General features: G+C 34.1%; 12 protein-coding genes. 6 read left to right on the top strand and 6 right to left on the bottom strand.

Going from position 1 to position 12,417, the window contains the following annotated elements:
• Positions 1-3 precede the first annotated feature (3 nt).
• From IP023_RS03015 to IP023_RS02990, 6 genes are all read left to right on the top strand, one after another.
• A complete protein-coding gene (locus IP023_RS03015; RefSeq protein WP_241788772.1) occupies positions 4-1,116 on the top strand; it encodes an HU domain-containing protein in 1,113 nt (370 codons plus the stop codon).
• A gap of 37 nt (positions 1,117-1,153) precedes the next feature.
• Positions 1,154-1,855: a MotA/TolQ/ExbB proton channel family protein gene (locus IP023_RS03010; protein ID WP_241788771.1), complete on the top strand. Its 702-nt coding sequence runs from the start codon at positions 1,154-1,156 to the stop codon at positions 1,853-1,855.
• A 110-nt stretch (positions 1,856-1,965) separates the two neighbouring features.
• On the top strand, positions 1,966-2,373 hold the full coding sequence (locus IP023_RS03005) for an ExbD/TolR family protein (RefSeq protein ID WP_241788770.1): 408 nt from the start codon (positions 1,966-1,968) through the stop codon (positions 2,371-2,373).
• A 62-nt stretch (positions 2,374-2,435) separates the two neighbouring features.
• Complete coding sequence (locus IP023_RS03000; RefSeq protein WP_241788769.1) at positions 2,436-3,260, top strand: energy transducer TonB; 825 nt, start codon at positions 2,436-2,438, stop codon at positions 3,258-3,260.
• A gap of 10 nt (positions 3,261-3,270) precedes the next feature.
• Positions 3,271-4,566 (top strand): bifunctional folylpolyglutamate synthase/dihydrofolate synthase, encoded by a 1,296-nt coding sequence (locus IP023_RS02995; RefSeq protein WP_241788768.1) that lies wholly within the window; start codon positions 3,271-3,273, stop codon positions 4,564-4,566.
• Between the two features lie 224 nt (positions 4,567-4,790).
• On the top strand, positions 4,791-4,982 hold the full coding sequence (locus tag IP023_RS02990) for a cold-shock protein (protein WP_241788767.1): 192 nt from the start codon (positions 4,791-4,793) through the stop codon (positions 4,980-4,982).
• A gap of 103 nt (positions 4,983-5,085) precedes the next feature.
• Here IP023_RS02990 and IP023_RS02985 read toward each other — a convergent pair whose 3' ends face one another.
• From IP023_RS02985 to IP023_RS02960, 6 genes are all read right to left on the bottom strand, one after another.
• A complete protein-coding gene (locus tag IP023_RS02985; RefSeq protein WP_241788766.1) occupies positions 5,086-5,511 on the bottom strand; it encodes a cold-shock protein in 426 nt (141 codons plus the stop codon).
• A gap of 250 nt (positions 5,512-5,761) precedes the next feature.
• Positions 5,762-6,781, bottom strand: a complete 1,020-nt coding sequence (locus IP023_RS02980; RefSeq protein WP_241788765.1) for an asparaginase — start codon at positions 6,779-6,781, stop codon at positions 5,762-5,764.
• Between the two features lies 1 nt (position 6,782).
• On the bottom strand, positions 6,783-7,562 hold the full coding sequence (locus tag IP023_RS02975; protein WP_241788764.1) for a TatD family hydrolase: 780 nt from the start codon (positions 7,560-7,562) through the stop codon (positions 6,783-6,785).
• A 142-nt stretch (positions 7,563-7,704) separates the two neighbouring features.
• On the bottom strand, positions 7,705-8,679 hold the full coding sequence (locus IP023_RS02970; protein ID WP_241788763.1) for an FKBP-type peptidyl-prolyl cis-trans isomerase: 975 nt from the start codon (positions 8,677-8,679) through the stop codon (positions 7,705-7,707).
• Between the two features lie 15 nt (positions 8,680-8,694).
• On the bottom strand, positions 8,695-9,708 hold the full coding sequence (locus IP023_RS02965) for a DHH family phosphoesterase (RefSeq protein WP_241788762.1): 1,014 nt from the start codon (positions 9,706-9,708) through the stop codon (positions 8,695-8,697).
• A gap of 48 nt (positions 9,709-9,756) precedes the next feature.
• Positions 9,757-12,354 carry a hypothetical protein gene (locus tag IP023_RS02960; RefSeq protein WP_241788761.1) on the bottom strand — a complete coding sequence of 866 codons (2,598 nt, stop codon included), beginning with the start codon at positions 12,352-12,354 and terminating at the stop codon, positions 9,757-9,759.
• Between the last annotated feature and the right edge of the window lie 63 nt (positions 12,355-12,417).

The following is a 12,417-nucleotide window of genomic DNA, read 5'->3' as shown; positions in this document are numbered from 1 at the left end:
TCGATGAATTTAGGTAAACTAATAGATTCTTTATTAAGAAGACATACATCTGTATATGTAAAAGGATTGGGTGTATTCAAAAGAGTATATACACCGGCAACATTTGATTCTAAAAGAAATGTTTTTTTGCCTCCGATTTCATTGATTGAATTTGATCATTTTGAAACGCAGGGTTATGATTTCTTAACTTACTTACAGCAATTGGAGCATCTAGAAGCAGTAGAAGCACAATTAAAGTTAAATAATACTGTAGCGGGTCTGATGGATAAAATTCATCAAAATGGTGAAGTTGTCCTTGAAAACTTAGGTACCTTGGTTAGCTATGGTAATTCTTTTGTCTTCAAGCCTTTAGATTTAAGTGGTTTTCATTATACTGCTATTAGTGACGACCAAACAGAAAGCGTATCTGCTGTTACGACGCACGATATACTGAAAGAGGAGTCTCTTACAGATAGTAATGAGCAATTAATAGTAGATAAACAAAATGTTGATCTAACGGCACCTGTAGAACAGGCGGCTGAGGAGGATATAGCTATTTCGGAAAATAATAGTCTCGAGCAAAGCAGTAATGCAGTACAACCAGAGATGTATGAGGCTGCTGAAAACAATCATCAACCTGCTAAACGTAGTAATGCCGGTATTTTTGGATTAATAGCGATTATCGCCATATTTATTCTAGGAGGTCTATATTATTATAGTACATTTGAATCCTATAGTCCGGTCATCGAACCTTCAGCAGTTATGGAAGTACCTGTTATTGACAGTATTTCTTCTAACACTGATTCGGTAGGACAGTACACGGATTTGCCTGTTGATTCAAGTTCTTTGGTTGTAAAAGATAGTCTGCCTGAAGTAGTAAGTGAAAAGATAATCGTCGATAATAATAAATATATTATTATTATAGGAACTCATCCTACTTTAGAATTAGCTAATGCTCAAGCTCAATCTTTTAATAAAAAGGGCCATAAGACAGTACGTGTTTTAGAACCTAATTTGTCGAAAAATAAAAAACGTGTTATTTGGGATTCATATCCTACACGCGAATTACGTGATTCGGCAATGAGAGAAGTTCGCAAGCACTTCAAAGAAGATGCTTGGGGAACAGAAATAAAATAACAATAAACATAAACCAAAATATAATTTTTTTAATACTATGTCATTATTACAAGGTGCTTTACCAGTGGACACATTGAACCAAGTGCAGCAGCAAGCTGTACAGTTGGCCGCTCCAGTTGAGGATTTGAATTTAATTGAATTACTAATGAAAGGTGGTTGGATTATGATCCCCATTGTTTTATTATTCTTTTTAGGGTTAGTAATTTTTATTGAACGTTATATTACAATTCGTAAAGCTTCCAAAGCAGATGGAGGACTAATGGCACAAATTAAAAGTAATGTATTATCAGGTAAATTGGATGCAGCAATTGCAGTAACAAGATCTAGTAACACTGCGCTAGCTCGTATGTTGCAAAAAGGATTGACGCGTGTTGGCCGTCCGATTAAAGATATTGAAGGTGCTATCGAAAATGCTGGAAAATTAGAAGTAGCTCGTCTAGAGAAAAATATTAATATCCTTGGTATTGTAGCGGGTATTGCACCAATGCTTGGTTTCGTAGGTACTATTTTTGGAGTTATTCAGATCTTTCGTGATGTTGAGTTAGCAGGTGGTATTGATATTGGTTCCGTATCTGGTGGTCTTTATGTAAAAATGATTGCTTCTGCTTCTGGTCTTACTATTGGTATATTAGCATATATCGGTTATCATATTTTGAATATGATGGTTGAGCGCTTGATTCTAAAGATGGAGACTGAAGCTGTAGAGTTTATTGATTTATTAGACGAACCTGGAGTTTAATTTTATAAGATTTAAAAGTCTTATAACACTTGTTGTATGGAATCGTAGATTAATATGCATCATACACCTAGCTATAGACTTTTTACAATTTAAATTACTTTGTAAATAGTATGAATCTAAGAAATAGAAGAAATAAACCAACCGCTGAAGTACATACTGCAGCATTGAATGATATCATGTTTTTTTTGATGTTGTTCTTCTTGTTGGCTTCAGCAGTAGCAAATCCTCAAGTAGTCAAGTTATTGTTGCCAAAATCGAGTGCCGGAGAACAATCCGTAGCAAAGAAAACAATAACGGTTTCAATAACGGGTGATTTAGCTTATCATGTAGATAAGCAGACTGTACCGTATGAATCCTTAGAATCCGTCCTGCAATCCCAAATACATACGGGGGAAGATGTAACTATTATGCTTTATGCAGATAGTACTGTGCCTATTCAAAATGTGATTGCTGTAATGGATGTTGCCAATCGATTAAAAATCAAGTTGGTATTAGCTACTGAGCCTAAAAAAGATTAGTGATAGTATACTAAGTTCTTTTTATAATTTTTAAGGAGCTTGATTATAATTAAATTGATATTATGTATTATCATTTAAAAGAAGAAAATAATATGCCAAAAGCACTAGGGATTTCATCCCTAGTGATGGTTATTTTAATTGTTATTGGTTATTTTATCGTGTTTTCTGAACCCGATCTTCCTGAATATGGAATGGGTGGGATAGTGGTTAATTATGGAACCTCCGAAGAGGGAATGGGGGATGATTATATGAGTATTGAAGAGCCTTCGATGGATGAAAATGCTAATAATGTAACGCCTGATAGAATTGTCCCAACAGAAACACCTACGCCAACACCTACTCAGCAAACGGCTGATAAAGCGGTGGCAACTCAAGATATGGAGGATGCTCCGGCAGTAGCAAAGGCTGCAAAGCCAGTGAAGAATGTAGCGCCAGAAACAACCAAAGAAGTGAAAAATAGTACGCCTACCGTCAATACCAATGCCTTGTATAAAGGGAAGAAAAATGACGGTAAAGGCCAAGGTGATGGAACGGGTTCTACCCCAGGTAATCAAGGTTCTGCTCTAGGTGATCCATTGGCATCGAATTATGGTGATGGTGGCTCAGGATTTGGTGATACACCTATTTCTTTGTCTAGTAGACATTGGTCACAACGTCCTAATATAGATGATAAAAGTCAATTTTCGGGTGTAGTCGTTTGTGAATTAGTCGTGGATAAGAATGGTAATATCATCAGTGTACGCCCTGGAGTCAAAGGAACGACTTATTCGTCTCCTACTGTATTCAGTATGTTGGAAAGGGAGCTGAGAAAAGCAAGATTCAACGCTGTGCCGAATGCACCTGATAGAAGGACTGTACATGTCTCTATCAATTTTAAACAACGCTAATTTTATTGAAATGAATACTTATACAGAGGTAATCGATTATTTGTATAGTCGATTACCTATGTTTACAAGAGACGGTGCTTCTGCTTACAAGAAGGATTTAGACCGTACTATAGCATTATGTGAGGCCGTAGATAATCCGCATAATAAGTTTAAAACTATACATGTAGCAGGTACGAATGGGAAGGGCTCATCCTCTCATATGTTGGCTGCTATTCTCGCCAAATCTGGTTATAAAACAGGTCTTTATACTTCTCCTCACCTTGTAGATTTTCGGGAAAGAATTCGAATTAATGGGGAGCAAATAACAGAACAGTTTGTGGTGGATTATGTAAATAATCAGAAAGACTTGATGGAAGAGATTCAACCTTCTTTTTTTGAAGCTACTGTAGCAATGGCTTTTGATTATTTTGCCCAAGAGAAAGTAGATATAGCAATTATAGAAGTAGGATTGGGGGGTAGATTAGATAGTACTAATATTATTACTCCTGAAGTATGTCTTATTACCAATATTGGTATGGATCATATGAATCTTTTAGGTGATACTATCGAACAAATCGCTGCTGAAAAAGCAGGTATTATTAAAGCAAACATACCGGTCATAATTTCTGAAACTAATCCTAATACAGCACCTGTTTTCATTGATAAAGCTACTGATGTACTTGCTCCTATAAAGTTTGCCGATCAATACATTACTGCTACACGTCTCTATAAAGATGAATTACTGCAGCATGTACGAATTGAATCTGATTTCAAGAGTAAAGAATATGATTTGGATTTGACAGGTTCTTATCAATTAAAGAATGTTGTCGGTGTGCTGGCTGTTGTTCATGAGTTATGTCGATTAGGGTTTAATATTACGGAGGATAATCTAAAGTATGCCTTAAGTCATGTCCAAGTATTGACTGGTCTGCAAGGTAGATGGCAGACATTAAGTAGTTCACCTTTGATTATATGTGATACTGGCCATAATGAAGATGGTATCAAAGAAGTAATAAAAAATTTGAATGAGGTATCGTATAATACGTTACATATCGTCATCGGTGCCATGAAAGATAAAGACTTGGATCATATGCTACCCTATCTTCCTAAGGATGCAAAATATTATTTCGCTAATCCGGATATGCCTCGTGCTATGGAGGCCTCAGAATTAGCCCTCAAAGCACAAACACATGGATTGAATGGAAATGTATGTGGTTCTGTAATTAATGCCTTAGAGGAAGCTAAATCGTGTTATCAACAAGGGGATTTAATTTTTGTAGGAGGATCCAATTTTGTCGTAGCCGAAGTGCTCCAAGGGATGGCATAAGATAATCGTCTTTACCATATTTAAGAAAGGTGAGTTTGTAATTAGTGTTACATTTTTTTAGCAGTAATTATTTTGATATTGTAATTAATATGCTTCTACAGCTATTTAAAGTAGTTTTTTGAATAAATGTCTGAAATACAAATTAATTATTTTCAATTATTTTCAAATAAAATATAAAATATGAATTTTTATGCCTAACCTTGTATCAATAAAAATAAAATAATATGAATAAAGGAACTGTAAAGTTTTTTAATGAAACTAAAGGATTTGGTTTTATTACACCTGAAGATGGTACTGCTGATGTATTTGTACACATTTCTGGATTAAGAGACCAAGTAAAAGAAGGTGACTCTGTTACTTATGATGTAGAAAGAGGACCTAAAGGCTTAAATGCCTCTAATGTAAGAGTAAACTAATTTCTATTATATTTCTTGCAAAAAAGGCGAATCTTACGATTCGCCTTTTGTTTTTATATAGTGTCTGACACATTATAATGAGTAGACACAATAAATACCGATATTATAAAACTATAACCTCAGTTACTTGTAGTCCTTGTTTAGAAGATCTTGATTTAAATTTCACTTTTTGATCTTGTTGTAGTACAAAACCTAGAATTTTGAAATTAAAGTAAACATTTTCACGTGTTTCATTATCTCTAATAAAACCGTATTGGCCTGCTTCATTGTAAAAAGAAACTTTACCAAAAGAATAGACATCTTCGAATGTAGGTGTTAATAAATCTTCCTCTTTGAATTCGTATTTTTTTACGGGTGGAGTATCTGATATATTACCATTCTCATCAACATAAGCAAACATCTCTTCTAATGCTTTACCTTTTTGATTGTTTTCACCTCTAGATTCTCTTTTTTCTTCTTTGGCTTTTCTTTTTTGCAGTTTTTGTTTAGCAATTTCTTTTTTTCTAAATGTTTGTTGGCTTTGACCCATATATTGATATTAATTTTAAAATTTTAGAAAAGTCTTGATAACCGACGAGATATTCTGATGAGAATTATGGAACGCAGATATGATGGCTTTTGGTAAAGGTACTCAAAATGTAGGTATTTGTCAAGCATATTGTAAAGCTAACAGTATGAAGCGACTAACAGATGTACCCAATAATACGCTTTATAAGCATTTGAAGCCATTTATATATTTTACTGCTACTGAAAAATATTTTTTTTAGTAACAGTAATTATTAATCATTTATAGTCAATTCACCTCGAATATCTCTTTCTACCCAATGTGCTACATTCTTCTGATCTTCAAATTCGCCTTGTAGGTACATTAATTTCGTTACTGCAGCTTCGAAAGTCATGTCATAGCCATTAAGTACGCCGATTGCCTTGAGGCCTTGGCTAGTTTCATATCTCCCTAGCTCTACAGATCCAACTTTACATTGAGATATATTTACAATATTCTTTCCTTGAACGATAGCTTCTTTTAATAATGCTAAAAACCATTCTGCCGTTGTTGTATTGCCTGAACCAAATGTCTCCATTACGATAGAACGTACATCCGAATTTAAGACTGCTTGTATACTTTCTTTTGTAATGCCTGGGAATAGTTTTAAAACACCAACACGATTGTCCAATGCATGATGGTATTGTAATGTTTGTCCTGTATTATTTAGTAATGCTTCGAGGTTATACTTCAAATGTATACCGGCTTCTACTAATACTGGATAATTAGGAGATCTGAATGCTTCAAATTTTGCTGAATTATATTTGAAAGATCTGTTTCCTCTAAATAACTTATTATCAAATAGAATACATACTTCTTGAATGATAGATTCGCCATTATGTTTTGCAGATGCGATTTCTAATGCTGTCATCATATTCTCGCGCGCATCGGTACGTATTTGACTAATTGGTAGCTGTGAACCTGATAATATTACGGGTTTACGTAAACCCTCCAAAAGAAAACTTAATACAGATGCCGTAAATGCCATCGTATCTGATCCGTGAAGGATTACAAAACCATCGAATTCTGCATAATTGTCTTGAATAAGCTTGACCATGGTCAACCATATTTCAGAAGTCATATTTGAAGAGTCTATGATAGGGTCAAAGGAGTGAACTGTAAGTTCGTAATCTGTTCGACTTAGGTCTGGAAGGTTTTTCTTTATCAACTCGAAGTCAAATGGTATGAAAGTACCTGTTTCATCCTCAACCATTCCTATGGTTCCTCCAGTGTATATGATAAATATCTTTTTCATTTTATATGCCAAATACTACTCGTGAATTTTCCGTAGTGATCGCTGCTAATTTCTCGATGCTAATCTCATGCAAATCTGCTACTTTTTCTGCAATATAATGCAAGTAAGAGCTTTCATTCTCTTTTCCTCTAAATGGGCTTGGTGCTAAATAGGGAGCATCTGTTTCCAAAACAATATCTTTAAGATCCAATTCTTTAACGACCGTATCTAAGCCTGCTTTCTTGAAAGTTACAACACCACCTATTCCCAATTTGAAACCTAGATTTATCGCTCTTTTTGCTTGCTCCAAATTACCCGTGAAACAATGGAAGATACCATATAACTTGTCATCATGTAGCTCTTCTAAAATTTCGAATGTTTCATCAAACGCTTCTCTACAATGGATGTCTATCGGTAAACCTAATGCTTTGGCCCACTTTATCTGTGTTCTAAAAGCATCTTGCTGAATAGCTAATGTGCTTTTATCCCAATACAAATCCAATCCTATTTCTCCTATAGCATATATTTTATGGGCATGGATAGCTTTCTCAATTAGCGCTAGTTCTTCAAGGTAATTTTCTTTTACACTGCAAGGATGTAAACCTAGCATTGGAAAGCATATCTCTGGATACGATTTTGATGTGCTTAATACTGCTGATACCGATTCGCTATCTACATTGGGTAAAAAGAGACGTTTGATGTTTTGGTCTAAACACCTATTTATTTGGTCCTCTAATGTATTTGTTCCTATATTATAATAAATATGGGTATGTGTATCGGTAAGAGTATAGCTAGAATTCATCTTTTTTCTTATTGCTTCAAAAATACTAATTTGTTAATAATATATTGTTAACGTAACGAAAAAACGCGATTCTATTAATAGAATCGCGTTTATATTTTAAATATGGCAATACTGGCCTGTTATTTAAATAGATTTTTTAATCTTAGTTTGCAGGTATCTCACCCGGTGCTGGAGCAGGTGCTGCGATTCCTTGACCTTTGATTACATCAACCAATTCTACTTCAAATACTAATGGTGCATAAGGAGGGATTTTTTGGCCTGCAGGACGGTCACCGTATGCTAATGCTGAAGGGATGATAAATGTAGCTTTTGTACCTTTTGTCAATAACTGTAAACCTTCTGTCCATCCTTGGATAACGGGTTGGTTACCTAAACTGAAACGCAATGGCTCAAAAGTACGCATAGGATCCATAGCTAATTTAGCTTTTTCAGCTTCCGCTTTTATTGATGAATCGAAAACAGTACCATTTGTTAATTTACCTGTATAGTTTACAACTACTGTATCACCTAATGCTGGTTTATTACCTTTACCTTCTTCTGTAACTACATATTGTAAGCCTGAAGCTGTTTTCTTAGGTTCTAATTTATTATCGGCTACATATTTAGTGATTTTTCCAGCTTCAGCTTTTTGAAGACCTTCTAATTCACCTTTAAAATAAGTATCTAGTTGACCATATAATGCTGAATCAGTTAATTGACCTTTTTTGAAGTGCTTTCTAACCTTAACAGTAAATGTAACAAATTTATCAGCAAATTCTGGTTTTGGTTGACCTGTTCTAGCTGCCATAGTATCTAAATTTAATTTGAATACTGCAGAGTCACCTTCTCCTAAGAATCTGAACATCGAGTTATAATCACCTTTGTATCCACCAGGGATTGAATCTCCAGCGATTTGAACAATTTGAGGTAAGCCTAAATCGTATGTACTGTTTAATAATGAATCGTTTCTGTCTGATTTGATTGTCATATCTACTGATAAGAAATCACCTGCAATAGCTTTGTCACTACCTGCATCTTTAACGATATTATACTCTAAACCACCATCACCTTTTTTAAAGTTTTGGCATGAAACAGCTAGCAAAGCTGCTGCTGATAAAAATAAAATTGATTTTTTCATTTTATTGATTAATACTTATTTTCTTGTTAATATTTCTTTATAATCTGGTAATATAGATTTAAATAAGTTGACTACTGTATTCAAATCGGATGATGAACTACCGCCTGAAGCATTTAAATGACCCCCACCGCTAAAATATTTTTTACATATCTCATTACAAGGTATTTCACCGATTGAGCGTAAAGATAATTTAATTAATTCACTTCTGTCAATTATTAATGCAGCTAATCTTATTCCTTTTATAGAAAGGGCATAATTGACTAACCCTTCTGTATCTCCTGTGCTTATTTCAAACTTCGATAAATCTTCTTTGCTTATCGCAAAATAGGCTGTATTATATTCTGGAATTACTTCCAAACAATTTAAAAGCGCATAGCCCAAAAATTTTAATCTACGCTCAGATGAACTGTTGTAGATTTGCTCATGGATCTCCCAGTTTTTTGCGCCTGCATCTATTAAGCTAGCGATGATATGGTGAACAGCCGATGTGGTATTCCTAAAGCGGAATGAACCTGTATCTGTCATTATTCCTGTATAAAGGCAGGTCGCAATAGCAGCATCTATTTTTTCGCCTCCTTTTAGTACATCGTCGATAAAGGTGTATATTAATTGTGCTGTTGCAGCAGCATTAGAATCCCAATATACCAAATCAGCAAAATTCTCTGGATCCAAATGATGATCTATCATCCATTTCTGACCTTTAGCATTCGCAATAAGAGGTTCTAAGACATTTGTTCGTGACAAGGCACTATAGTCCAAGCAAAAGATAATATCTGCCTCAGCTAATAATTCGCCCGTTAGAGCTGGTTGCTCAGGATATATAATTACTTCTTCTCGTCCTGGCATACAATCCAAAAATGATGGAAAGTCAGATGAAACAACAACATGTACCGTGTGATTATATTTCTTTAAAAAATGGTATAATCCTAATGATGAGCCTAAAGCATCTCCATCTGGTTTGTGATGAGTTGTTATAACAATTCTTTTAGGTGTGGTCAGTAATTGTAAATTTTCTTCTCCTGTAAACATAATTATAATAAGACTACAAACGTACAAATTATTCGTGTTGGTATAAAATTATTTTTTTTGCTTGAAAGCATATAGTTTATGATCTCTGCGCATACACAATAAATATATTTCAGAGTTGTAGTCTATTTTGCCATAATAAAATAATGGTTGACCTTCTACAGGAAATCCATTCACCAATTGACCCGTTTCATTTATTAAATATAACAAATTAGTTGATTTTGAAGCTATTCCTAAATAGGATAGGTCTTTATTTTGCGTGTTGCTGAAAAACTGTAACTCATCTGTTATAGGTTTGGTGAAATTATAGATAATTGCCGTTTTTAATGTGTCGGCAATATCAAATACCTGTAGTTCATTACTATTCACAATAACAACATTACTATTTGTTGTATTTGTAATACGACCAAAATCACCTATATATCTTATGGAATCTGCTAGGATGCGCCATCTTTGATGTTCTTTTTCATTACTAAATAGATTTAATCCTCCTTTATCATCTAATGCTACTATTTTGTAATTAGAGTTTATCTCGATATTTTTTACACCTGTATTATTTAGTTTTACCTCGTTTGTTTTTTGACCATTTTCATTCAACCAATAGATGTTACCTTTATTTGTGCCAATGATATAGTGTTTTTCATGTGCTATAATCGTGGTCGTTATTTTTCCATCCGTTGTGAAACTATTCCAATTTTTAAGGGTATTGCCATTTAAATCATAAGCTAACACTTTGTCTGTTGTAGGTACAAGGATTACTTTTTCACCATTAATAATAGTGATTAGTGGGCTAGCAGTTGCTGTTGATTGTATATTTACAGGGAATCCTTTTAAAGATTTGCCCTCGGTATCGAAGCGGTATAAATTGTTCTTGTCTGTAATCAGTAGGATTGAACGATCTTCTAATTGTTGCATATTACCGATGACGCGTCCCGCAAATACTTTGGACCACATTTCTTTACCCGATGGGTGAATTGCATGAATCGTATGATCTAGCTGTTGAATTAATATAAATTGATTCGTATCGGATTGATTGAATATAAAAGGTTGCGTGATTGCTTTATTTCCCAACTCAATACTCCACTCTGCTACCGTGCCTAATGTATTCTTACTTTTATAGATACCGTATATTTGTGACGATATATTACCGTTGTTGCCTGATAATTGTATCGACCATGAGAAGAAATCTTGAAAGCCATAATTCTCCTTATTTTTATAATTATCTCTGAATGGTTGATTTAATGAATTTAAAAACTTGGAACTTGCATTTTTTGTATGGGCAAATATAGTAATGTTAGCTTCCTTTCCCTGAAGCTTTTCAAGCTTGATGAATCCAAGTGTACCTGTCAATAAATCGTTCTCAAAATAATCTTTGCGATACGCTCTTAACGTAGAAAGATTATTAGCGACGATCATCACGCTGTCCACAACAGTATAATAAGGACGTTGAAAATCTTTAAATGGATCACCATAATGTTTATATAATATACCCGATGTAGCAAAACGGCCTATAGAATCACCTGTTGATTCCATGATGGTCTTGGTAAGACTTTGAAAGGCTAGGCTGTCATTGATTTTTACAAAACCAATATAATTTTGAGCATTAGTTTCTACTAGAGCAAATTGATTGCCCAATGCTTTGGTAATTAGTTCTGCTGCTTTAGTGGTATCTATCTGCTCGATTACCTTTTCCTCTCTTCTTTTTTGAAGATTATGTAAGTCTTTTTGAAATGTAGGACGGTTGCTAATGCTAAATTCGGCATAGATAGCCGTATTGGACGGAAAATAAGTATATAAATCTTGGGGCGCTTTTGCTTGATTCTTAAAAATAGAAGCAAAGTTATCGGGGTATTGATCCAGTTGACTCTCACCAGTGAGGATTAAAGCATCTTGTTTGAAATTAATATTCCATGCTGATTGCCCTTGTAACTTTCTAAATAAATTAATAAAGGGACCTTTGTTGTTACGCTGTGTGATGTCTACGATCGAATCATATTGTTGGTGGGGAAAATAAATACTTAAGGGCGTATTTCTAGGATTATTCTTTAAGAAAAATTCAATCTGATCTTCGGATAGATGTTTACTATGTTTATCAACTATTTTTGGGATCAAGGAAATAGAAGGCGTTGCAAACAATATATCTTTAAAGTAAAAGGCATTTAAAATAGAGTCCTTTTCCCCATATTTGATTTGAAAAATTTTTTGACCTAATGTATCGATGGTTGTCGTTTTGAAGGTTTTACTAATTTCGTTTACCATACCTACCAATTCAGCTGATGGAATATCTGTGGAAGAAGGAATTGTGAACAATGGTACTATTTTCTTATCTTCAGGATGGAATGAAATGTAAATGTCTGAGTCCGCTATATATGTTTTTGATTTTTCGGTGTTTAATATTATTGTTTTGAAATCATTCCATAATTTCATGTTATCGACACCTAAAATAGCATCGAAAATTTCGAAATCTTTAAATACATTTTCAGACGTTTCATCATTGCCTACAGCAGCTATAAATAGTGTGTTTTGTGGTAAATATCGCAATGATCGAGACGATTGACTATGCTCATTATCTAAGTTTTTGAAATAATATATTGTGGCAGCAATTACGGTGATAAATAGTACTGCTGTTAGAATAATCGTATTACGCATATACAAACCTAACTAATTATGATTAATTTTAGTAAGTTTACGAAGGAAATTGACGAAAAATTT

The sequence above is a fragment of the Sphingobacterium rhinopitheci genome (assembly GCF_022627575.1).
Lineage (GTDB): Bacteria > Bacteroidota > Bacteroidia > Sphingobacteriales > Sphingobacteriaceae > Sphingobacterium > Sphingobacterium rhinopitheci.
Note: the sequence above shows the minus strand (reverse complement) of the source record. Positions and strands in the feature narration are given on the sequence as shown.

Bases quoted from the DNA above. Each gene is read 5' to 3' on its own strand.
- IP023_RS03015 (WP_241788772.1), top strand. From the start codon at position 4: ATGAATTTAGGTAAACTAATAGATTCTTTATTAAGAAGACATACATCT.
- IP023_RS03010 (WP_241788771.1), top strand. From the start codon at position 1,154: ATGTCATTATTACAAGGTGCTTTACCAGTGGACACATTGAACCAAGTG.
- IP023_RS03005 (WP_241788770.1), top strand. From the start codon at position 1,966: ATGAATCTAAGAAATAGAAGAAATAAACCAACCGCTGAAGTACATACT.
- IP023_RS03000 (WP_241788769.1), top strand. From the start codon at position 2,436: ATGTATTATCATTTAAAAGAAGAAAATAATATGCCAAAAGCACTAGGG.
- IP023_RS02995 (WP_241788768.1), top strand. From the start codon at position 3,271: ATGAATACTTATACAGAGGTAATCGATTATTTGTATAGTCGATTACCT.
- IP023_RS02990 (WP_241788767.1), top strand. From the start codon at position 4,791: ATGAATAAAGGAACTGTAAAGTTTTTTAATGAAACTAAAGGATTTGGT.
- IP023_RS02985 (WP_241788766.1), bottom strand. From the start codon at position 5,511: ATGGGTCAAAGCCAACAAACATTTAGAAAAAAAGAAATTGCTAAACAA.
- IP023_RS02980 (WP_241788765.1), bottom strand. From the start codon at position 6,781: ATGAAAAAGATATTTATCATATACACTGGAGGAACCATAGGAATGGTT.
- IP023_RS02975 (WP_241788764.1), bottom strand. From the start codon at position 7,562: ATGAATTCTAGCTATACTCTTACCGATACACATACCCATATTTATTAT.
- IP023_RS02970 (WP_241788763.1), bottom strand. From the start codon at position 8,679: ATGAAAAAATCAATTTTATTTTTATCAGCAGCAGCTTTGCTAGCTGTT.
- IP023_RS02965 (WP_241788762.1), bottom strand. From the start codon at position 9,708: ATGTTTACAGGAGAAGAAAATTTACAATTACTGACCACACCTAAAAGA.
- IP023_RS02960 (WP_241788761.1), bottom strand. From the start codon at position 12,354: ATGCGTAATACGATTATTCTAACAGCAGTACTATTTATCACCGTAATT.